Consider the following 21,932-nt stretch of genomic DNA (forward strand, 5'->3'; position numbering starts at 1 on the left):
CCTCAGGCATACATCAGGTCGCTTTGCAGGGTCGACCACATCGATTGGACCGTCGCCATGATTCGCGCATTGGCGCCATAGGCGTTCTGCAACTGCACCATATTCGCCATTTCGGTGTTGATATTGACGCCGGAGGCGGATTTGAAACTCGATTGCAGGCTTGATTGCATCGCCTGGGCGTCGTTGAGATTGGTGCTGGTGGTCGCGATGTCGTTCGATTGCGCGCCGATCAAGGTGGACGCGAAATCGGTGATCGTCGCGGGCGAGGAAAACGGCGCATTGAGCGTGCCGAGCGCGCCGAGCCCGGTGACATTGCTCGCTGGCTGCGCGACACCCGCCTGCACGTCCGCACCAAACGTGTAATTCAGCACCCGATTGATCAGCGTCGTGAAACCGGACGGCCCCGTCGGGGGATTGGGCGTGAACGCGCTGGCGCCGGTTGGGCTGCCGGCGATCGCATTGGTGCCGTTGGTGACCAGGGTCGGGTCGGCAACCACCGCCGGGTTGACCTTGATCTCGGCGGCAAAGCCGACATAGCCCGATTGCACCGGGCCGCCCGTGCTGGTCGGCACCGTGCCGCTGCCATTGGTGAACAATGTCAGGCCCTGCGCCTGAAAGCGGCTCGCGGTGTTTTGCGCAAACTCGTCGAGTTCCGCTTGATAGGTCGGGATCGTGGTATCGCGGAGTTGAATATCGGCGCCGATGCTGCCGCTGGTGATCTGGTTGGTGACATCGACCCCGTTCATCATGATGCCTGGGATCGTGCCGGGATAGGTCGCGCCGGGCGCGATCGTCGCATTCGCCGTGGTCAGCGCCGCGCCCGGCCCGGTCGGCAGCACGAGGCCGTTTTGGGTTGCAACCAGGATGCTGCCATTGGCCTGCGGTATCGCTTGCGCGCCGATCAGTTGCGAGACCGTCTGCATCGCAGCATCACGCTGATTTTGCAGGTCAGCAACGCTTTGCCCCCGCGCGAGGCCGGAGATGATTTCGGTATTGAGCGTGCCGATGTTGGTGAGCGATGCGTTGAGCTGTTTGAGCGAGGAGACGATGTTGTTCTGCGCGGTTTGCCCGGCGCTGGTATAGGCTTGGCTGAGCGCATTGATGCCGGCGGCGAAGCTTTGCGCATCGCTCACCACGCTTTGCTGCAAGGTCGAACTGTCTGGTGTGCCGAGCAAGGTGGAAAAGGCGTTTTGTAGCGCCCCGAGCTGGCTCGCGATATCGCCGCCCTGTCCCGGCGTGCCGAGCGCCGCATTCACCGGCTGCAACACCGTTTGCCTTTCCTGCAAGGCGCTGACTTCGCCGTTCTGCGCCCAGAGATTGGACTGGAGCTGCTGATTGACATAGCGGGTGACGGCGCCGTTGGCGACCCCCATGCCGGTGCCGTCGGCGGTCATACTCTGCTGGGTCTGGGTCTCGGCGGCATAGCCGGTGGTGCCGGCATTGGCGACATTCTGCGACATGACGGCGAAATTGGCGCCGATGTTGGCGATGCCGCTGTTTGCAATCATCAGCGACGTTTCAAGCCCCGTAATGCCGCTCATTGACCGTTACCTCGGCTTCACTGGATCATGTTGATTGCGGTCTGCAGCATTTGCGAGGCGGTGGTGATCGACTTCGCGTTGGCGCTATACGCCTGCTGGGCGACGATCAATTGCGTGAACTGGGTCGCGATATCGGTGTTCGATTGTTCGATCGAGCCGACGACGAGGCCGCCGGCGCCGTTATTGTTCGGTGCCTGGCTGCTCGGGTTGCCAGAGCCGGCGGTGGCGGTGAAGGCCTGGCCATTCTGGCTTTGCAAGGCATCGGCATTGTTGAAGGTGGTGATCGGCACCTGCGCGATGGTGAGCGACTGGCCGTTATTGTAGTTGGCGACGATGTTGCCGGTCGATTGGATGGAAATCCCGGTAAACGCCCCGGCCGGCACGCCGTTTTGGCTGAAATTGATCAGCGAGTAGGTCGAGCCGGCATATTGGGTAACCCCATTGGCCTGGCCGAAATTGCCGAAATTCAAGGTGATCGGCTGCGTGCCGTTGCCGAAATTGGCATTCACGGTGAGCGTCGCCGGCTGCCCGGTGGTATAGGTCGAGGCGGTGGTGCCGGCGCCGGCGGTGATGCCGCTGATGGTGCCGGGCGGTGCCGCCGCATTGCCGGCGGTCGGGCCGAAATCCACCGTCGCGGTGCCGATCGTCGTCGCGGGTGAGTTGTTCGGCGACGAGACGGTCACATTCCATTGTCCCGGTGTTGCCGTCTGCGCCCAGTTGAGCGTCAGGGTCTGCTGCGTCCCGAGCGCGTCATAGATCTGCACCTGGGATGACATCGGCGTCCCCGCCGCCGGGGTCGCGGGCAGGTTGGCAGAAAAATCCGCGCTCGAGGTTGCGACCGGATTGAACTGCGCCTGATTAACCTGGATTGGCGCGAGCTTGTTCTGATCGGCGATGCCGTTCGTCGGATTGACCGTCCAGCCCTGCAGATATTCGCCGGCGCTGTTCACCAGATAACCCTCGTTGTTCATGGTGAAATCGCCGGCGCGGGTATAATATTGCAGCGGGTTGAACGTGGTCTGGCCGTTGGCATTGGTGCCATTGGCCTCGGCCACCGAAAAAAAGCCCTGGCCGGAGATCGCCATCGCCAACGGGTCGCTGCTTTGCGCGATCGTCCCTTGCACCTCGTTCTGATAGCTCGGCAGCGCCACCACCGAGCCGGGCTCGTTCTGGGTTGCCGTGCTGTAGGTGAGGTAATCGACGAAATTGGTATTGACGCCCTTATAGCCGGTGGTCTGGCTATTGGCGATGTTCTGGCTGATATTGCCGAACGCGTCGGACTGGGAGGTGAGGCCGCTGACGGCCGTGTTCAAGGCGCCGAAGATAGACATGGTTTTCCCCTCTCGAATCCCCCGATGGGATTTGCGGTCGGAACGGTCGCGAGGGAGAAAGCAGGAACCATGCCAAAACCCGGCGGCGCCAATTTGCCGGCTGTTCCCCGAAAATCCGCGGGCGTGGCGGCGGAATCCTTCGCCGCCCGGCAGGGTTGACCCGGCACGCTTTGCCGCCCGCAGCGGCGGGGATCGGCGCGCGCCACGGCGGCGCGGCGCTCGCGCGCTATCGCGCCGTCTGGCCCAGAATTTGCGATGTTCGCCGCGGCCCCGCCGTTTCGGCCGGCCGGAGAAATGTTCGCATGCCGCTCGCTGCCTTGCTCGCGCCTTTGTCACCAACGCTTGCGCCCGGGGCCACGCTCTCGCCGACCGCGGGCGCCGCTAACACGTCTCTCGACCCGTCCGCGCCGGCAGCCGCAGCCTCCGGCTTCGCGCAACATCTGCAGCAGGCGCAAGCGCAACGCCCCGCCGCCGCCAGCACCGCGGTGCCAGCATCCGCCGCAACCACCCCCTCGCCGGCAGAGTCGCCGACCAGCGCTACCCCTGCCAAACCCGCCACGCCCACCCCGTCCGCGCCCCCGACCAGCGGGCCCGATGCCGCGAAACCCGCCGCTTCGGCGGCGCCGGCCGCGACACACTCCGGCGTGCCGGCGCCGCCGCTCGTTCTCCCGCCCGCCACCGGCAAAGCCCCGCCGCTCGCGGCAGCGGCGGACGCGCAACCCGGCGGGACGGCATCGGCATCACAGGCGGCGGGCGTGTCAGCACAGACGCCACCATCGCAAGCGGCGTCTCAAGCCGGTCCTTCCGCCGCGATACCCGCCGCGCCGCCGGCACCGCTCCCGACAGCGCCCGCCGCTTCATCAGCGGCTGCGTCAGCGGCTGCATCGGCGGCGCCATCATCGGTCAACGCCCTCTCGATCGCCGCGGCCGAGCGCTCAAGCGCCGCCGCCAGCGCGATTGTCGCCAGAAGGCGACAAAGCTACGGGGCCAAAATGGCCCTTTCGCCGGCGACGAGTGCCCCGGCCGCGGCCAGCGCGCCGCCCACCGTCATCGCCCAGCCACCGCCGAGCCCACCACCGCCGAGCCCACCACCGACGCCCCTCGCCACGCCCTCGTCGGCATCGACGCCGCACGAAATCAACAGTGCCAGTGACATTGCGTCCGGCCGAAAGCCGCGCATCGTCCTTGCCGCCGCCACGGCCGAGACAGAGAGCATCGCCAACACCGCGACGGCCGCGGCGTCGCAAGGCGCGACGATGGACGCGACGCCCACGCCCGCGCCCGCCGCGAACGCCGCGCCCGCCGCAAAACCAGCCCCGCCCGGCGCCAAAGCCGGCTCGGCCACTCTCTCCTCTGCGGCAGAAGCGGCGAGCCAAGAAGCGCCCCCTGCCACGGCCGCCGCTTCATCGGCGGCTGCAACCGCGCCGACCCATGCCGCCGCGAGCCCACCCCAAGCGACCGCCGCGCGGACGAATTCGGCGCCGTTGCCCTCGGCCAATGCCGGCGCCAGCCATGCCGCGACGATGCTCCTTGCCGCCCAGGCCAGCGCCCAGACCAACCCCGCATCCCTCGGCCCGAACCTCGCCGCCGCGAACGGGCCGGCCGCCAACCCGGCGATCACCAATCAGGTGACAAGCCAAATCGCCAATCAGCCCGCGAGCACCCTCGCCGCCTTCACCCAGGACGCGAACGGCGCGGCGCGGCTGACGGTTCAGCTCCACCCCGAGAGCCTCGGGCAGGTGCAGATCGCGCTCGTGCAGCCGAAATCGGGGCCAACCGAGGTGCAGATTCTTGCCGAGCGCCCGGCAACCCTTGCCGCCTTGGTGCAGGATCAGGGGCAGTTGCAGGCCGCGCTCGACCGCGCCGGCGTGCCGGCGAGCGGCGGGCGGGTGCTGAGTTTCCATCTCGCTCCGGCGAGCCCGATCGCGCCGGCGGGCGGGGCCGCGACAAACGCCATATCGTTGAATAACCAAGGGTTTGCTGTGTCGCCGGGGGCAAGCGGGCAAGGCGCCGGCGGATTTGGCACCGGCGCCGGCGCGACGCCGGGCGGCGGCAATCCGTTCGCGAACGCCACCGGCGCGGGCTCCGGATCGGCGCCCGCCGCCGCCAACGGCTCTGGCAGCTTTCTTGCTCAGTCCGGTTTCGGGGCGGGAAGCCAAGCGGGCCCCGGCGATGGGAGGGCCAGCCAGCGCCAGAGCGGCGGCACCAGCCCAGGGCAAGCCACCGCCGCGATCAGCGGCGGCGAGAGGATCGCCCCCGCCGCCCTGCCGTCTTGGCTGCGCGCCGGTCTCGATATCACTGCCTGATCATGCCACCCGTGTCGCCTTCACCCCGTCGATAGGAGTTGTCACCCCCATGAGCGCCAGCGTCTCCTCCCCGCAAAATAGCAACAGCGCCGCCGCCGCTGCCGCTGCCGCGCAAGCGGTCGCCGCCAACGCCAATGCCGCCTCGGCCTCCAGCACGACGAACAGTTCGACGAGCAATCCGCTCGCCTCGCTCTCGAACAATTTCAATGATTTTCTCAACATGCTGATGACCCAGTTGCAAAACCAGGATCCCACCAGCCCGATGAACACCGACCAGTTCACCAGTGAATTGGTGCAGTTCACCGGGGTCGAGCAGCAGATCAACACCAATGGCAGCCTGACCAAGCTGATCCAGCTCACCCAGGGCGGCGAGATGCTGCAATCGTCCTCGATCGTCGGCAAAACCGTCGACGTCAACAGCAACCAGTTGCCGCTGCAAAACGGCAGCGCGACCCTCACCTACACGACGACGACCGCCGAGCCGGTCTCGATCGCGATCTATAATGGCTCGGGCCAAGAGGTGAACAGTTACTCCCTACAATCGACGGCGGGCGCGAATACCTGGACCTGGAACGGCGCGACCAGCAGCGGCACGACCGCGCCCGATGGCGCCTATACGGTTGCGATTTTCGGTGGCGCGAACGGGGCGACGCCAACCGCGGTGCCCTTTACCGTCCAGGGCACCGTCACCGGCGTCTCCTCGCAAACCGCCGGCACCGTCGATCTGCAAATGGGCGGGGTTTCGACCAGCGTCGGCAATATCCAGCAGGTCGTGAACTGAGCGGCGGGCGGCGCGCCTTAGAGCGCGATCGGCACCAGGGTGATGCGTTTGCCCGCGGCGCCGAGCGCAACCCGCCCCGCCTTGAGCGCCAGCGCCGCCTCGCCGAAGACCTCCCGGCGCCAGCCATGGAGGGCTGGGATGTCGGGCGCGTCCTCGGCGGCGAGGCGCTCGATCTCCTCGCTGGAGGCAAGCAAGCGCGGGGCGACACGATGCTCCTCGCTGCGCGCCGCGAGCAGCACTTTCAGCAGCGCGACCAAGCCCGGGGACGGACGCGGCCCTTCGCGCACGCGCGGTGGTTCGGGGAGAGCGGACTCAGGCAGGGCACGGGTCGCGGCGATGACCTCAAGCAGGCTTTGGCCGGTTTTCCCCTCCGCGAACCCTTTGGAGACGCCGCGCGCCCGCGCCAGCGCCTCCGCCGTTTCCGGGGCGGAGGCGGCGATTTCCATCAGCGTCTCGTCTTTCAGAAGGCGCGGGCGCGGGATATTGATGCGCTGCGCCTCCCGCTCGCGCCAGGCCGCGAGGGCGCGCAGCATGGCGAGAAAACGGCGATTGCCGCTCCGCGGACGGAGCCGCTCCCAAGCGGTTTCGGGGTCGGCGCGATAGGCCGCGGGGTCGACGAGCGCCGCCATCTCCTCGGCAACCCACGCCTCCCGCCCCTCGCGGGCGAGCCGCGCCGCAAGGCGCTCATAGACGGTGCGCAAATGGGTGACGTCGGCGGCGGCATAGGCAATCTGCGCCGGCGATAGCGGCCGCACCGACCAATCGCTGAAGCGGTGTGACTTGTCGATCTGGCCATCGCCGAGGGCGGCGACCAGCGCCTCATAGCCGACCTGGTCGCCGAATCCGGCAACCATGGCGGCGATTTGCGTATCGAACAACGGGGTCGGCACGGCGCCGAATTTGAGCACGAAAATCTCGATATCCTGGCGCCCGGCATGCACCACCTTCAACACCGCCGGATCGGCGAGGAGCGCGCCGAGCGGCGCGAGATCGATCCCCTCGGCCTCCGCATCGATGATCGCGACCTCGTGCGTGCCGGCGACCTGAACGATGCAGAGTTCCGGCCAGTAGGTGCGTTCGCGCATGAACTCGGTATCGATCGTCACGAAACGCTCGCCGTGCAAGCGTCTGCAGAACGCGGCGAGGTCTGCCGTCGTCGTGATCAAATGCGGGGCGGGGAAATCGGGGCGAGAGGAGCGCGACATCGCGCCCCCTCTACACGAGCCCGGCGCCCCGGAAAAGCCCGCTTGGCGGCGGGGCTTGACAGGGGCGCGGACGCTGGCTTGTCTGCCGCGCCCATCCGCCCCTTTTCGCCCCGCTCCGCCGGGGCCGAGGATCGCCATCATGCATGTCTATCGCAGCCACCATTGCGCCGAACTCAGCGCGAGCCACATCGGCGAGGTCGCCCGGCTGTCCGGCTGGGTGCATGCCAAGCGCGACCATGGCGGCCTCTTATTCCTCGATCTCCGTGACCATTTCGGCCTGACGCAATGCGTCATCGCGCAAGATAGCCCGGTCTTCGCCGAGGCCGAGCGGCTGCGGGTCGAGAGCGTGATCACCGTCACCGGCGAGGTGGTGGCGCGCGCGCCGGGCACGGTCAACCCGAAGCTCGCGACCGGCGCGATCGAGCTTCGGGTCGAGGCGCTCGAGGTGCAATCGGCGGCCGATGTGCTGCCGATCCAGGTCGCCGGGGATGGGCAATATCCGGATGACCTCCGCCTCAAATATCGGTTCCTCGATCTGCGGCGCGAGCGCGTCCATCGCAACATCTTGCTCAGGAGCCAGGTCATCACCTCGATCCGCCGGCGGATGATCGAACGCGGCTTCACCGAGTTCCAGACCCCGATCCTCACCGCCTCATCGCCCGAGGGCGCGCGCGACTTTTTGGTGCCAGCGCGGCTGCATCCCGGCAAATTCTACGCGCTGCCGCAGGCGCCGCAGCAATTCAAGCAGCTCTGCATGGTTGCCGGCTTCGATCGCTATTTTCAGATCGCGCCCTGTTTCCGCGATGAAGCGTCGCGCGCCGACCGCTCCCCGGGCGAGTTCTATCAGCTCGATTTCGAGATGAGCTTTGTCACGCAAGAGGACGTGTTCGCCGCGATCGAGCCGGTGATCGCTGGCGTCTTCGAAGAATTCGCCGCCGGCCGCGCAGTTACGCCGGCGCCGTTTCCGCGCATCCCCTATGACGAGGCGATGCTCGCGTTTGGCTCCGATAAGCCCGATTTACGCAATCCGCTGCGGATCTGCGACGTCACGGCCGCGTTCGCCGGCTCCGGGTTCGGCTTGTTTGCCAAGATCGCAGCGCAAGGCGGCATCGTGCGCGCCATTGCCGCGCCGGGGGCGGCGGCGCGGCCGCGCTCGTTCTACGATAAATTGAACGAGTGGGCGCGCGCCGAGGGCGCCGGCGGGCTCGGCTATCTCGTTTTCGAGGGTGATGGCGCCAAGGGGCCGATCGCACGCAATCTCGAGCCCGAGCGCGCCGAGGCGATCCGCGCCGCCTGTGGCGCGGCCCCCGGGGATGCGGTGTTTTTTGCCGCGGGCAGCCGGGCGGAGACGGAGAAATTCGCCGGCCAAGTGCGCACGCGCCTCGGCGCCGAACTCGATCTCTGCGAGAAAAGCGCCTTTCGTTTCTGCTGGATCACCGATTTCCCGATGTATGAGCGCAATGAAGAGACCGGCGAGATCGATTTCAGCCACAACCCGTTCAGCATGCCGCAAGGCGGGCTCGCCGCGCTGGAGAACGCGGATCCGCTGACGATCAAGGCCTATCAATACGATATCGTCTGCAACGGCATCGAGCTGTCGTCGGGCGCGATCCGCAACCATCGCGCCGATATCATGCTTAAGGCTTTCGCGATCGCGGGCTACGGCGCGGATGTGGTGGAGGCGCGGTTCGGCGGCATGCTCAACGCCTTCCGCTATGGCGCGCCGCCGCATGGCGGGGCGGCGCCGGGGATCGACCGCATCGTCATGCTGCTCGCCGACGAGCCCAATATCCGCGAGGTCATCCTGTTCCCGCTCAACCAGCAGGGCGAGGATCTGATGATGGGCGCGCCGGCCGAAGTGGCGCCGGCACGGCTGCGCGAATTGTCGCTCCGGCTCGATCTGCCGCCGCGAAAAACGGGCTCGTGAGCGGTGCTGGCAATGCGGTGGCTAGCGAAGGCGCCAAGGCACCCCTAATGTCATCAGACCGTATGCGGAGTGCCACGCGCATGAAACCTTGGCTTCTGGCCATTGCGGCCGCGCTTTGTCTGATCACGCTGCCTTGGGCGGCCTTTGCCGAGCCGCCGATGCCGCTGACGCCGGCCGCCGATAACCCGGCGGCGCATCTCGGCGAGCCGACGGCCGCGAAAATCGCCGCCGGGCTTGCCGCCCATCGCGCCTTTTACAAGCTGACCCTCGATACCAGCCATGGCGGCGACGTGATCGCTGCGACCGGCACGATGAGCTATGAGGTCATGGATGCCTGCGATGGCTGGGCGGTGCAGCAGCGCCTCGACATGACCATCACCAACCGCGACGGCCAGGATGTCCGCATGGTGTCCGATTACGCCACCTGGGAATCGAAAGATGGTCTCAGAATGCGTTTCCGCATGCGCCAGACCACCGACGCCGCGACCACCGAGGTGACCTCCGGCGAGGCGTCCGTCGATCATCCCGGCGGCGCCGGCGAGGTGCGCTATTCGCTGCCCAAGGTGAACGTGCAGAAACTCCCCGCCGGCACGCTGTTCCCGATGTGGCATACCGCGACCATCATCGCCGCCGCCGAACAGGGCAAGAAGGTGCTCGCCCTGCCGCTGTTCGATGGCACCGGCGATACCGGCGCGCAGGATACCTCGGTGGTGATCACCTCATGGCACAAGCCCGAGCCGTTCCGTTTCGCGCCGCTGGCGGCGCTGCCGAGCGGGAATGTGCATGTGGCGTTTTTCGACCGCACCCCGGATGCGTCCGAGCCGGATTATGAGGTCGGCATGCATTATTGGGAAAACGGCGTCGCCGATCAGTTGAACATGGATTTCGGCGATTTCGTGATGCAGGGTAAGCTCGACCAATTCAAGCTTGCGTCCCCGCATCATTGCTGACCGGCGGAAGGGGGCTTGCCGGTCTTGACCGGGCGTGGTTACCTCATCGCCGCAAGACACAAAATCGGGGAGGTCGAGGATGATCAAGGTCAGCGTTCTTTATCCGCATGGCGAAAACAAGCGTTTCGACATGCAGTATTACGCAACCAAGCATATCCCGATGGTGCAAGGAAAGCTTGGCGCCGCGCTCAAGAAAACCGAAATCGATGAGGGCCTCGCCGGTGGCACGCCGGGCGCGCCGCCCGCTTTCGTCGGCGCCGCCCATCTCTATTTCGACAGCGTCGACGCCTTCCAAGCGGCGTTTCATCCCCACGCCAAGGAGATCATGGCCGATATCCCGAACTATACCGACATCGCGCCGACCATCCAGATCAGCGCCGTGCGGTCATAACGCGTCATACGAAACGATTTGCGACGGCGCCGCACCTGACCCACGGATAAAAAGTTTTTGGTTCTTTTTTCAAAAAGAACCGCTTTCTTCTGCTTTGTCCCGGCGCGGCGTGACGCGCGACATCGACGACACCGTCGATGTCGTGCGTGGCCACCAGCAACTCGCCTTATTCAATGCGCAATACGACGAACGCTGCTTTCAGCCGATCCACGTCTACGACACCGCGACCGTGCGCTGGAAATGATTTCCCGTCCGGTGATCCTGCTCGCCCTCCCTACGCCAGCGCGGCTATAGCGCCGTGTCCGCGGCCGCCGCGCGGGTATGGGCGAGGGTGGCGAGGATCGTGCGCAGACCGTCATCGTGATCAAACGCCTCGAGCGGCAGCCGGTGGCGATGTCGCCAATTCGCGGCGGCGGCGGTTCCGGGATGGTTGATCTGCGCCGCCTCGGCGAGCAGATCGCAGAGCGAGGCGAGCACTAGCGCGCTCGGGCTGCGGCCGAGAAAAGCGTGCAACGCCTCGACAAGCTGGGCCAGAGCCGCGGCGTCGAGATCGGTTGTCGCGGCGATGGCGGCGGGGGCGAGGCCACGATCGCGCAAGGCGGCGAGCAGCCATTCCCGCTCCTGCGCGCGTTGCGCGCGCGCCGCCGGCGGCAGCTCGGCCCCGGCCCACCAAGCGCGAAAGCTCGGCAGATCGTGGGTTGCGAAACTGGCGAGCGCGAGGCGTGGATAATCGCCGGGGCGATGGAACAGGCCGCTCGGCCAGCGCTCAAACAGCAGTAACCGGTAAGACAAGACCCCAGCCGCCGCGAGCCTGGCGCGAAACCCCTCCGGCACCGTGCCGAGATCCTCGCCGATCAGGAGACAGCGATGGCGATGGCTTTCGAGTGTCAGAAGGCCGAGGAGATCGGCGCCCGGATAGCGGAGATAGGCCCCCTCCGTCGCCGCCATGCCGGGCGGGATCACATAGAGCCGCTCAATCCCCATCACGTGATCGATGCGCAGCGCCTGCGCATGGCGCATATTGGCGCGGAGCAGCGCGATATAGCCGGCATAGCCCGAAGCCGTGAGGGCGCGCGGGTCGGGCGGCGGCAGACCCCAATCCTGCCCGTCAGGGGTGAAGGCGTCGGGCGGCGCGCCAATCCGCGCTCCGGCGAGGAACTGGTCGGGATCGGCCCAGACCTCCGCCCCATCGGGATCGACACCGACCGCAAGATCGCGATAGAGCCCGGCGCCGGCCTGGCCGGCTCGCGCCATCTGCCCCTCGGCGAGCCATTGCAGCCAGGCGTGATAGGTGATGCGCTCGGCATTTTCGTGGCAAAACGCGGCGATGCCGGGGGACGAGGGGTGGCGCAGCGCGGCTGGCCAGTCCCGCCATGGGCGCGGGGCGAAATGCTCGGCGAGGGTGTTGAAAAGTGCAAAACGCGCCAGGGCGACGCCGCCCGCGGCGCGAAAGGCCGCAAACCCTGCGCCATCCCACGCGCCGGCGCGAAAATGCGCGGCGAGGGCCGCGTGTTTGCGCTGATGGACCACAGCATAATCAACGCCCGCCGCCGGCGCCGGCCATGGGCCGGTTGCTGCGATCCCGAGCGCCGCGAGATCGAGATGCAGCGGATTGAGACAAAGGCGGCTGGAGGGGCGGTATGGGTTGGGATCGGCGTCCGGCCCCGGCATCGGTGCATGCACGGGGTTGATGCCGAGCGTTTCTGCCCCCCATTGCCGCGCCAGCGCCGCGAGCGTCGCGAGATCGCCGTAATCGCCGATCCCCCAGCTCCGCTGTGACCAGAGGCTAAAGAGCGCGGTGCTGATGCCCCATCGCCGCGCCCCTTCGTCGAACCATTCGGGAAGCCAGGCGCGGGCCGGCGGCTGTGCGAGGCGTGTGCTCGCGCAGGCGGCCCCCGCCGTGATCTCAAGGTGATGATAGCCGGGCGGCAGATCGGCCGGCAGTGGCAAGGCCAGCCTGACCCGGCCCATCTCGGCGGCATCTTCGCGGAGAGCGAGATCGGCGAGCGCCACACTTCCCTCGCGCCTTGCGCCATCCTCGAGCGCGATCCGCCAGCGCAGCGTCTCCGAACGCGCACGCGCCGCGACCACCAGAGAGATTTCCGGCGCCGCGCCGGGGGGCGCGAGCACCACCAGCGGCGCCAACATCGCCCGCCAAGGCGCCTGCTCGAGCGCCGCCACCGCATCACGCACCGCGCCGGGCGTATCGGGATCGAAGCCGAGCGCGCGCAAAATGCCGGCGCGATTGGCGGGCGTGAGCGCACGGCATCGCCCCTCGGTATCGCGATAGGAGGGCGCGATGCCCGCAAGCGCCGCCAGCCGCGCCAACATCGCTTCGCCGGCTTGCGTCATTCCCGCCTCACTCCCTTACCAGACCGATGGCGCGGCGCTCACTGGCACGCCTCGCGGCATGCCGCGCTGCTCACCTCGCGAGCAGCCCGCCATCCTCGGCGACTGGCCAAGCAAGGGTTGCCGGATCGAACAGCCGCCAGCAATGCCGGCCGGCGGCTTTGGCATGATAGAGTGCGGCATCGGCGTTGCGCAACAGATCGCCGGCGCCGATCCCATCGCCGCTCAGCGCGCAGCCGACGCTGATCGCAACCGGAACCCGCCGCCCCTCCAGCACATAGGTGCCACACACCGCCGCGATCAGCCGCTCCGCGAGCGTGAGCGCTTGCTCACGGGTGCGGCAATCGGGCAAAAGGATCGCGAATTCATCGCCGCCGAGCCGGGCGACGGTATCGGTCTCGCGGATCTCGGCGTTGATCCTGGTTGCCACCTGTTGCAGCAGGAGATCACCAGCGGCATGGCCGAGTGTGTCATTGACGTCCTTGAAATGGTCGAGATCGAGGCAGAACGCCGCGATCTGCCGCCCCGGTCGCGCGGTCTCGATCGCCGCCGTGAGGCGCTCGTGGAACGAGCGGCGATTGGCGAGGCCGGTGAGCGGATCCTGGCGGGCGAGCAGGGCGATTTCCTCGGTCCGCCGCGTCAGTTCCGAATGGCGCGAGCGGGCTTCGAGCAATTCGATCGCGGTGCCAGCGAGGTGGCTCAGGATATCGGCCTCATGGGCGGTGAAATCATCGCGCGGTTTGGTGTCGAGGACGCAGAGGCTGCCGACCCGCAACCCGCCCGGGGCAATCAACGGCGCGCCGGCATAAAACCGCACGAACGGTGCCTCCGCCACGACCGGGGCGGCGGCGAAGCGGGCATCGACCCGCGCATCCGCGACCACGAACACATGATCACCGCTGATCGTCTCGTTGCAAAACGACATCCGCCGCGGCATCTCGCGCCCTTCGACGCCGACCCGCGCCTTGAACCAGTGACGCTCGGCGTCGGCGAGGCTCAAGGTCGCGATCGGGGTTTTGAATACCCGCGCCGCGATCCACGCCAGCCGATCGAAATTGGGTTCTGGCTCAGTGTCCAGAACCGCGTAGTCATAAAGTTTGCGGAGTCGTTGAAACTCCTCATCGCCCATGGGAATCTTGCCTTTCCTGGCGCCGGCCGCGCACGCAGTATAGGCGATGTAAAGTTAAGATTACACCAAAAAGGAACCTTAACGGCATGAGCGCTGAGACAAGGGCAAACACCGGAGACGCCGCCAACCCCGGCGGGATCGGCGAGGTTTTGCGGGTGTTCCTGCGGCTCGGGTGCACGAGCTTCGGCGGCCCGATCGCCCATCTCGGCTATTTCCGCGCCGAATTCGTCGCGCGCCGCCGCTGGCTCGATGAAGCGCATTATGCCGATCTCGTCGCACTTTGCCAATTCCTCCCGGGCCCGGCGAGCAGCCAGGTCGCGGTCAGCCTTGGCATCCTGCGCGCCGGCCTGCCCGGTGGCATCGCCGCTTGGCTCGGCTTCAGCCTGCCCTCCGCCATCGTCCTGATCGCCTTTGCATTGGGGCTCGGCGCGATCGGCGCGATGCGCGACGCCGCTTGGCTCGCGGGGCTGCGCATCGTCGCGGTCGCGGTGGTCGCGCAAGCGGTCTGGGGGATGGCGCGCACGCTCTGTCCGGACCGGCCGCGCGCGACACTCGCGGTTGCGAGCGCGATCCTGGCGCTCGCCCTGCCCGGCGCGCCGGGACAGATCGGGGCGATCGCGCTGGGCGCTGCGATCGGCTGGGGTGCCTTTCGCGAGCCGCTGGCGGCGCCGACGGGCGAACTTGGCATCGCGCTTTCGCGCGCCTTCGCCGCCCCCGCCCTGGTGGCGTTCGCCGCCCTTTTGCTCGGCTTGCCGTTTCTCGCGCACGAAAGCCATCTCCTCGCCCTGATCGCGGCGTTTTACCGCGCCGGCGCCCTGGTTTTCGGCGGCGGTCATGTCGTCCTGCCGCTTCTGCAAGCGGCGGTGGTATCGCCCGGCTGGGTGGATAATGACGCGTTTCTCGCCGGCTACGGCGCGGCGCAGGCGGTGCCGGGGCCGCTTTTCACCTTTGCCGCCTATCTCGGCGCGGTGATGCGCCCGGCACCGCATGGCCCGCTCGGCGGGATGATCGCGCTGGTTGCGATCTATGCGCCGTCTTTTCTGCTGCTCATCGGGATTCTGCCGTTCTGGGACGAATTGCGGCGAAACATCGCCGTGCGCGCGGCGTTCCGCGGGGTCAACGCCGCCGTCGTCGGGGTTTTGCTCGCGGCCCTCTATACCCCGGTCTGGACCGGCACGATCCAAGGGCCGCGCGACTTTGCGCTCGCGCTCGCCGCCTTCCTCGCCCTCGTCTTCTGGCGCGTCCCGCCCTGGCTCGTCGTGCTCGGCGGCGCGGTTTGCGCTGCAGCACTCGCCGCATTCTGACGGCTCTCATCACCCGTGGTCGGTGCTAGAGCGCGATCGGTTTAAGTCGATCACGCTCTACACCTATTTTGGCGAGCAAGTTAGCCGGTTTTGATTGAACAGGATGGTTCAATCAAAACCTACCTTGCTCTAGGCGACGTCACGGACCCTTCTCGAAGCGGGCGCGATCGGCGGGCAGGAGGCGCACACGGAGCCGGATCGCGCCTTCGCCATCGGTGCGGCCGATCACCTCGCCATGCTGATAGAGCCAGGCGATGCGCGCGCCATCCTCGGGCGGGAGGGCGTATTCCGCCTCCTCCATCCCCGCCGTGATCCGGCGATCGATCGCCACCTCGAGATCGGCGATGCCGGCGCCGGTGATCGCTGAGACGCGGATCGCGCCCGCGCGCGGCGGCACGCTGTCTGCGAGAAGATCGGCCTTGTTCTCGACCTCGATCACCCGGCGTTGCCAGTCCGCCTCCAGCATGCCGTCCGCCGCCATGCCGGCGAGCACCGCGAGCACATCGGCGCGCTGGGCCAGCGTGTCGGGGTGGGCGGCGTCGCGGATATGGAGAATGATTTCGGCCTCGGCCACCTCCTCCAGGGTCGCGCGGAAGGCGGCGACCAGTTCGGTCGGCAATTCGCTGATGAAACCGACGGTATCGGACAAAATCACCCGCCGCCCGGAGGCGAGGCGCAGCGCGCGCATCGTCGGATCGAGGGTCGCGAAGACCTGATCGCGCGCCTCAACCGCCGCCCCGGTCATGGCGTTGAACAGCGTCGATTTGCCGGCATTGGTGTAGCCGACCAGCGCGACGACCGGAAACGGCACCCGCCGGCGCGCCGCGCGATGGAGGCCGCGGGTGCGGCGCACCTGGTCGAGATCACGCTTGAGCCGCACGATGCGCTCGCCGATCAGCCGGCGGTCGGCCTCGATCTGGGTCTCACCGGGGCCGCCCAAGAAGCCGAAGCCACCGCGTTGGCGCTCGAGATGGGTCCAGGAGCGGACGAGGCGGCTGCGTTGATATTCGAGATGGGCGAGTTCGACCTGCAGCGCGCCCTCGCGGGTGGCCGCGCGCTCGCCGAAAATATCGAGGATCAGGCCGGTGCGGTCGATCACCTTGCAGCCCCAGGCGCGCTCGAGATTGCGCTGCTGCACCGGGCTCAGCGCACTATCGACGATGATCACCGTGACCGACTGGCCGGCGATCGCCTGGGCGACGAGTTCGATCTGCCCGGGGCCGAGCAGGGTTGACGGGCGCACGGCGCGGAGCGGCAGGATGGCGGAATGGACGACGACGAGGCCGATCGCGGCGGCAAGATTGGCGGCCTCGGTCAGCCGCGCCTCGGCGGCGCGGGCGGCGCTGGCGCGATCCTCCCGATCCCAGGGGAGGATCACGGCGGCACGAACCGGGCTTCCGCCGCTCACGCCCTGCGCCGCAAGCAGATCATACCAGCGGCAAGGCTGCCCGGCCTGGTGTCAGACGTCACCGGCCGGCGCTGCCTCCCGCCCGATCGCCGCCCCGGCTTCGACCTTGGGGCCGTCAAACAGCTGGATCGGGCCACTCGGCATGACCGTGCTGATCGCATGCTTATACACCAGCTGGGTATGGCCATCGCGGCGGAGGAGGACGGAAAAATTGTCGAACCAGGTGATAATACCCTGGAGCTTCACGCCATTGACCAGAAACACGGTCACCGGCGTCTTGTTCTTGCGCACGTGGTTCAGAAAAACATCCTGAACATTCTGCGATTTCTCGTTGGCCACGATATCATCCTTCTTCGTTTTTTTGGCTCCGACCGCAGGCGATCCACGCCAGCCCGCCGCAGCTCAAGCCCCGCACGCCTTTTATTTAGCATCGCAACCGGCGACGACAACATCCCGCAGACGCCATCGCCGCCGCTAAGCGACGCCTCAAGCGGCCGTCAGATACGCGGCCAGCGCATGGCCGTCCGCGAACTGAAGCTCGGGTGCTGCGCGGGCGATGCCGCCGTCGTGGCTCGCATCGCCGAGCAGCACGGGCCGACAGCCGGCAGCCCGCGCCGCCTGCATATCAAGCGCGGTATCGCCGATATACCACACGTGCGGCCCGACTTCTGCCCCCATCTTGCGCAAGGCGAGATGGAGCGGCGCCGGATCGGGCTTATCGGCCGCCGCGTCGCCCGCGCCGATGACCGCGCGAAAATGCCCATCCCAGCCGAGATGCGCGACCTCGGCGCGGAGGAACGCCCCGGCCTTGTTCGAGACCACCCCTTGCGGCCAGCGTCCACCGGCTGCCAGGAGCGCTTCCACGCCGGGCATCGGGCGCAGATGCGCGAGATGCTCGCCCTTCAGCGTCGCATAGAAAATATCCCGCGCCCGCTCCCACTCCGCGCCGAACATCGCCGGGAAGCTTTCGGCGAGCGAGACCCGCACCCGCGCCCGGGTCTCGTCGGCGCGCCAGAGCGGGCGCCCGAAAGCGGCGAACACCGCGTTCAGCGCCGCGGTGATCCCGGCCCAGCCATCGACCAGCGTATTGTCCCAGTCATAGAGCAGGATTTCTGGAGGGGGTGCGGGCTCAGGGCTCGGCATGGTTGCGCGTCCCCGCGGCATGGGCGGCGAGCAGCGCGAACAGGCGCCGCGTCACCGGGCCCACTTCGCCATCGCCGATCGGCGCGCCATCGAGGCGGAGCAGCGGACGGACGAAGCTCGTGGCACTGGTGAGAAAGGCCTCACGCGCCGCGCGGAGGTCATCGAGCGAGAAGCCACGCTCCTCGAAAACGATGTTTTCTCCGCCCAAAAGCCCGATCAGCGCGGCGCGGGTGCAGCCGGGCAGGATCGCGGGGCCGAGGGCGCGGGTGCGCAGAACGCCGGCGGCATCGACGATCCAGACATTCGCCGCCGCCCCTTCCGTGACGTTCCCGGCGCCATCGATCAGCACCGCCTCATAGGCGCCCTGCTCGCGCGCCGCCTGGCGGGCCAGGACATTGGGGAGGAGGCCGATGGTCTTGATATCGCAGCGCGCCCAGCGCTCGTCCGGCCGGGTGATGGCGGCGATGCCCCAGCCATCGGGCGCGTCCGGAACCCGCGCGCCGCGACGGGCGGTGACGACGAGGGCGGGTTTCACGTCGGGCAGCGGAAACGGATGCTCGCGCCGCGCAACGCCGCGCGTCACCTGAAGATAAACCATCCCGTCCGCGACCCGGTTCCGCCGCACGACCTCGCGCAAAACGACACCAAGCGCCGCGCGCGTCATCGGCGGCGCGATCCTGATCTCGCCAAGGCTGCGCGCCAAGCGATCGAGATGCAGCCCCTCGTCGATCAGCCGCCCGGCCAGCACCGGAATGACCTCATACACCCCATCGGCGAACTGATAGCCGCGATCCTCGATCGAAACCGCCGCCTCACGATGGGGCAGATAATGGCCATTGACATAAGCGATACGGGACATCAGGAGATCACACTAAACCAAGGAAAAAATCTTCTTTTTCTGAAGAAAAAGAAGCAAAAAGACTTTTATCCCGGTTTCTCGGAGCGGCAACTTCCGCGGCGCGGGCAGTGCCGTAGGCACTGCCCAACGGGGAAAAATTCACTGATCGGCGTAGCAATGCGTCTCTGCCGCGCCACCGGGATGGGTCAGGGCGCCGAGATGGGCGGGGCCGACGAGCTGGGCGTATTTCCAGAGTGCCCCGGCGTTGTAATCGGTCGGCCGTGGTTTCCAGGCCTTGCGGCGCTCGGCGAGTTCAGCCTCCGAGAGCGCGACCTCGATGGTGCCGGCGATGGCGTCGATGGTGATGCGATCGCCGTTGCGCAAAAGCGCGATCGGGCCGCCCACCGCCGCCTCCGGCCCGACATGGCCGACGCAGAAGCCGCGTGTGCCGCCGGAGAAGCGGCCATCGGTGATCAGCGCCACCTGCTCGCCCATCCCCTGGCCGTAGATCGCGGAGGTGGTGGAGAGCATCTCGCGCATCCCGGGCCCGCCCTTCGGCCCCTCATAGCGGATGACGATGACATCGCCGGCTTTGTAGGCGCGGGCCTGGACGGCGGCGAAGGCATCTTCCTCGCAATCGAAGCAGAGCGCCGTGCCCTCGAAACGCTGCGCTGCGAGCCCGGCGACCTTCACGATCGCGCCGTCCGGCGCGAGATTGCCGCGCAGACCAACGACGCCGCCGGTCGGCGAAATCGCCCGGCTCACCGGATAGACCACGTCCTGGTCGGTCGGGAAGACCACGTCTTTGAGGTTTTCGGCGAGCGTCTTGCCGGTGACGGTGATGCAGTCGCCATGCAGCAGGCCGGCATCGAGCAGCGCCTTCATGATCACCGGAATGCCGCCGATGCGATGGACATCGAGGGCGACATATTTCCCGCCCGGCTTGAGATCGGCGATATAAGGCGTGCGCCGCATGATCGCGACGACATCATCCATGGTGAAACGAATACCGGCCTCGTGCGCGATCGCCGGCAGATGGAGGCCGGCATTGGTCGAGCCGCCGGTGGCGCCGACGGCAACGGCGGCGTTTTCGAGGGCCTTGCGCGTTACGATGTCGCGCGGGCGGAGATTGCGCTCGAGCAGCGCCATTACCGCGCGGCCGGACTCAAAACCGAAGCGGTCGCGCTCCTCATAGGGCGCCGGCGCGCCGGCCGAGCCGGGAAGCGCGAGCCCCATCACCTCGCTCACCATCGCCATGGTGTTGGCGGTGAACTGCCCGCCGCAGGCCCCGGCCGAGGGGCAGGCGACGCATTCCAGCTCGTGCAGCTCCTCATCCGTCATCTTGCCGGCAGCGTGTTGGCCGACCGCCTCGAAAACATCGACGACGGTGACGTCGCGGCCTTGATAGCGCCCCGGCAGGATCGAGCCGCCATACATGAACACGCTCGGGACATTGAGCCGGAGCATCGCCATCATCATGCCGGGCAGCGATTTGTCGCAGCCGGCGAGGCCGACCAGCGCGTCATAGCAATGCCCGCGCATCGTGACTTCCACCGAGTCGGCGATGATCTCGCGCGAGACCAGCGAGGATTTCATCCCCTGATGGCCCATGGCGATGCCGTCGGTCACGGTGATGGTGGTGAATTCGCGCGGGGTTCCGCGCGCTTCGGCGACCCCGCGCTTGACCGACTGCGCCTGGCGCGAGAGCGCGATGTTGCACGGCGCGGCCTCGTTCCAGCAGGTGGCGACACCGACCAAGGGCTGCTCGATCTCTTCCTCGGTCAGCCCCATGGCGTAATAATAGCTGCGATGCGGGGCGCGATCGGGGCCGACGGACACATGCCGCGACGGCAGGCGGCTCTTGTCCCAGCGTTTTTCGAGCATCTTCAAGTCTCTCCTCGGGCTGCGGGCGGGCGCGCCGATGATGGCGCGGGTCGTGAAAGCGGCGTAGAATGCGCCGCCTGGGCTTGCGCCGCAACTCTCCGCAGCCCCGAAATCGCCCGGAAAACCCCGCGAGGAGGCTTGCGATGGCCGTGCCCCCCACCCGCCGGACGCATGCGGTCAACGGCGTCACGCTCTCGGTTCTCGAAGCGGGCGCCGAGGATGCGCCGCTCGTCATTCTGTGCCACGGCTTTCCCGAACTCGCGCTCTCCTGGCGCCATCAGATCGCGGCCCTGGCCGCGGCCGGCTACCGCGTCGCAGCCCCCGACATGCGCGGCTATGGCGAGAGTTCGGCGCCGGCGGAGAGCGCCGCTTACAGCGTGTTCCACCTCACGGGGGACATGGTGGCGCTGGCGGGCGCCCTGGGCGCCGCGCGGGCCGCGATCATCGGCCATGATTGGGGGGCGCAGATCGCCTGGCAGGCGGCGCTGTTCCGCCCCGATCTGTTTCCCGCGATCGCCGCCCTCAGCGTCCCGTTCCGCGCGCGCGGCCCGGCGCCGCCGCTCGCCATGCTGCGTGAGGCCGGGATGACGCGGTTTTACTGGTTTCATTTTCAGGCCGAGGGGCCGGCCGAGGCCGAATTCGCGCGCGATCCAGAGGCGACCTTCCGCCGCTTGTTCGCAACCGGCGCCCGCGCCGACGCGGCGGCCGCGGCGAGCGCGCTCGACATTCCCGAAGGCGGCGGGTTTCTGACGAAACTGCCCGACCCCGGGGCGCCACCACCCTGGCTGGATGCGGAAACCTTCGCCGCTTTCGTCGCAACCTATCGCCGCACCGGATTTCGCGGCGGCCTCAACTGGTATCGCAACATTGACCGCAATTGGGCGCTGACGGCGCCCTGGCAGGGCGCGAAAATCCACCAGCCGGCGCTCTTCATCGCCGGCGACCACGATGCCGTCATCGCGGGACCGATGGGCGCGCGCGCCTTGGCGACATTGGCGGAAAATGTGCCGGGGCTGACCCGAACCCTCCTCCTCCCCGGCGCCGGGCATTGGGTGCAGCAAGAACGCGCCGCCGAGGTCAGCGCGGCGCTGGTCGATTTTCTCGGGCGCCATTTTCCCGCGCGGCCGGGATGACGGCGGGGTTGCGCGGCAACGCGTTGCGCGCTCAGCAAGGAGCCGTGCCGCGCCTTAGAGCAAGGTAGGTTTTGATTGAACCATCCTGTTCAATCAAAACCGGCCAACTTGCTCGCCAAAATAGGTGTAGAGCGTGATCGACTTAAACCGATCGCGCTCTAGGCGATGACCAATGGGCTCGTATCGAGAATTTGCTTCCGGGACGTGAAGGCACGGTCGGAGTGACCGCGCAGGACAAACGGCTTTTCGTCGAGGCAATGCGGTATCGCTATCGCGCTGGCATGCCCTGGCGCGGCCCGTTGTCTTTCCGAC

Annotated in this window: 19 protein-coding genes and 2 pseudogenes; 9 read left to right on the forward strand and 12 right to left on the reverse strand. The window is 67.4% G+C overall.

Features of this window, described 5'->3' with window-relative positions:
- Window positions 1–2: 2 nt before the first annotated feature.
- The 4 genes from flgK to DEF76_RS05150 all read right to left on the reverse strand — a co-directional run bounded on the left by flgK (window position 3) and on the right by DEF76_RS05150 (window position 4,430).
- Window positions 3–1,541, reverse strand: coding sequence for a flagellar hook-associated protein FlgK (flgK, locus tag DEF76_RS05135; RefSeq protein WP_114911405.1), 1,539 nt, complete (start codon window positions 1,539–1,541; stop codon window positions 3–5).
- A 17-nt stretch (window positions 1,542–1,558) separates the two neighbouring features.
- Window positions 1,559–2,872, reverse strand: a complete 1,314-nt coding sequence (gene flgE, locus DEF76_RS05140; RefSeq protein ID WP_114911406.1) for a flagellar hook protein FlgE — start codon at window positions 2,870–2,872, stop codon at window positions 1,559–1,561.
- A gap of 537 nt (window positions 2,873–3,409) precedes the next feature.
- The gene (locus tag DEF76_RS19215) at window positions 3,410–3,772 is read right to left on the reverse strand and encodes a hypothetical protein (protein ID WP_162800487.1); all 363 of its coding nucleotides are present in this window, start codon (window positions 3,770–3,772) and stop codon (window positions 3,410–3,412) included.
- A 79-nt stretch (window positions 3,773–3,851) separates the two neighbouring features.
- A complete protein-coding gene (locus DEF76_RS05150) occupies window positions 3,852–4,430 on the reverse strand; it encodes a hypothetical protein (protein WP_162800488.1) in 579 nt (192 codons plus the stop codon).
- On the opposite strand from DEF76_RS05150, the gene DEF76_RS05155 reads away from it, so the two are divergent.
- Complete coding sequence (locus DEF76_RS05155) at window positions 4,396–5,178, forward strand: flagellar hook-length control protein FliK (RefSeq protein ID WP_162800489.1); 783 nt, start codon at window positions 4,396–4,398, stop codon at window positions 5,176–5,178. The two genes, DEF76_RS05150 and DEF76_RS05155, sit on opposite strands and share 35 nt — an antisense overlap.
- Before the next feature lie 49 nt (window positions 5,179–5,227).
- Window positions 5,228–5,959: a flagellar hook assembly protein FlgD gene (locus DEF76_RS05160; protein ID WP_114911410.1), complete on the forward strand. Its 732-nt coding sequence runs from the start codon at window positions 5,228–5,230 to the stop codon at window positions 5,957–5,959.
- A gap of 17 nt (window positions 5,960–5,976) precedes the next feature.
- On the opposite strand, the gene rnd is transcribed toward DEF76_RS05160, so the two are convergent.
- Window positions 5,977–7,164: a ribonuclease D gene (gene rnd / locus DEF76_RS05165; RefSeq protein ID WP_114911411.1), complete on the reverse strand. Its 1,188-nt coding sequence runs from the start codon at window positions 7,162–7,164 to the stop codon at window positions 5,977–5,979.
- Between the two features lie 139 nt (window positions 7,165–7,303).
- Between rnd and aspS the strand changes: the two genes are divergently transcribed.
- The 4 genes and pseudogenes from aspS to DEF76_RS05185 form a co-directional block, all read left to right on the forward strand.
- Window positions 7,304–9,091 carry an aspartate--tRNA ligase gene (gene aspS / locus DEF76_RS05170; RefSeq protein ID WP_114911412.1) on the forward strand — a complete coding sequence of 596 codons (1,788 nt, stop codon included), beginning with the start codon at window positions 7,304–7,306 and terminating at the stop codon, window positions 9,089–9,091.
- Between the two features lie 80 nt (window positions 9,092–9,171).
- On the forward strand, window positions 9,172–10,041 hold the full coding sequence (locus DEF76_RS05175; RefSeq protein ID WP_162800490.1) for a cell envelope integrity EipB family protein: 870 nt from the start codon (window positions 9,172–9,174) through the stop codon (window positions 10,039–10,041).
- 79 nt (window positions 10,042–10,120) lie between these two features.
- The gene (locus DEF76_RS05180; protein WP_114911414.1) at window positions 10,121–10,432 is read left to right on the forward strand and encodes an EthD family reductase; all 312 of its coding nucleotides are present in this window, start codon (window positions 10,121–10,123) and stop codon (window positions 10,430–10,432) included.
- Between the two features lie 109 nt (window positions 10,433–10,541).
- A pseudogene (locus DEF76_RS05185) lies at window positions 10,542–10,667 on the forward strand (transposase); the annotation flags it as partial.
- 53 nt (window positions 10,668–10,720) lie between these two features.
- Here DEF76_RS05185 and malQ read toward each other — a convergent pair.
- The gene (gene malQ / locus DEF76_RS05190; protein WP_114911415.1) at window positions 10,721–12,784 is read right to left on the reverse strand and encodes a 4-alpha-glucanotransferase; all 2,064 of its coding nucleotides are present in this window, start codon (window positions 12,782–12,784) and stop codon (window positions 10,721–10,723) included.
- 70 nt (window positions 12,785–12,854) lie between these two features.
- The gene (locus DEF76_RS05195) at window positions 12,855–13,910 is read right to left on the reverse strand and encodes a sensor domain-containing diguanylate cyclase (RefSeq protein ID WP_114911416.1); all 1,056 of its coding nucleotides are present in this window, start codon (window positions 13,908–13,910) and stop codon (window positions 12,855–12,857) included.
- An 86-nt stretch (window positions 13,911–13,996) separates the two neighbouring features.
- Between DEF76_RS05195 and chrA the strand changes: the two genes are divergently transcribed.
- Entirely contained in the window at window positions 13,997–15,214 is a 1,218-nt protein-coding gene (gene chrA / locus DEF76_RS05200; RefSeq protein WP_114911417.1) for a chromate efflux transporter, read from the forward strand.
- 139 nt (window positions 15,215–15,353) lie between these two features.
- Here the strand turns inward: chrA and hflX are convergent, their stop codons facing one another.
- The 5 genes from hflX to ilvD all read right to left on the reverse strand — a co-directional run bounded on the left by hflX (window position 15,354) and on the right by ilvD (window position 20,487).
- The gene (gene hflX, locus DEF76_RS05205) at window positions 15,354–16,622 is read right to left on the reverse strand and encodes a GTPase HflX (RefSeq protein WP_114911418.1); all 1,269 of its coding nucleotides are present in this window, start codon (window positions 16,620–16,622) and stop codon (window positions 15,354–15,356) included.
- A 51-nt stretch (window positions 16,623–16,673) separates the two neighbouring features.
- Entirely contained in the window at window positions 16,674–16,961 is a 288-nt protein-coding gene (gene hfq, locus DEF76_RS05210) for an RNA chaperone Hfq (protein WP_114911419.1), read from the reverse strand.
- Window positions 16,962–17,108: 147 nt separating this feature from the next.
- Entirely contained in the window at window positions 17,109–17,765 is a 657-nt protein-coding gene (locus DEF76_RS05215) for an HAD family hydrolase (protein WP_114911420.1), read from the reverse strand.
- Window positions 17,752–18,624, reverse strand: a complete 873-nt coding sequence (locus tag DEF76_RS05220; RefSeq protein ID WP_114911421.1) for a D-amino-acid transaminase — start codon at window positions 18,622–18,624, stop codon at window positions 17,752–17,754. The genes DEF76_RS05215 and DEF76_RS05220 overlap by 14 nt, the downstream gene beginning before the upstream one ends.
- A gap of 138 nt (window positions 18,625–18,762) precedes the next feature.
- Window positions 18,763–20,487 (reverse strand): dihydroxy-acid dehydratase, encoded by a 1,725-nt coding sequence (ilvD, locus tag DEF76_RS05225; RefSeq protein WP_114913682.1) that lies wholly within the window; start codon window positions 20,485–20,487, stop codon window positions 18,763–18,765.
- Window positions 20,488–20,630: 143 nt separating this feature from the next.
- Here ilvD and DEF76_RS05230 point away from each other — a divergent pair, with 143 nt between their 5' ends.
- Window positions 20,631–21,620, forward strand: a complete 990-nt coding sequence (locus DEF76_RS05230) for an alpha/beta fold hydrolase (RefSeq protein ID WP_114911422.1) — start codon at window positions 20,631–20,633, stop codon at window positions 21,618–21,620.
- A gap of 170 nt (window positions 21,621–21,790) precedes the next feature.
- Window positions 21,791–21,901, forward strand: a pseudogene (locus DEF76_RS05235) (IS5/IS1182 family transposase); the annotation flags it as partial.
- Between the last annotated feature and the right edge of the window lie 31 nt (window positions 21,902–21,932).

The organism is Acidibrevibacterium fodinaquatile (genome assembly GCF_003352165.1).
GTDB lineage: Bacteria > Pseudomonadota > Alphaproteobacteria > Acetobacterales > Acetobacteraceae > Acidibrevibacterium > Acidibrevibacterium fodinaquatile.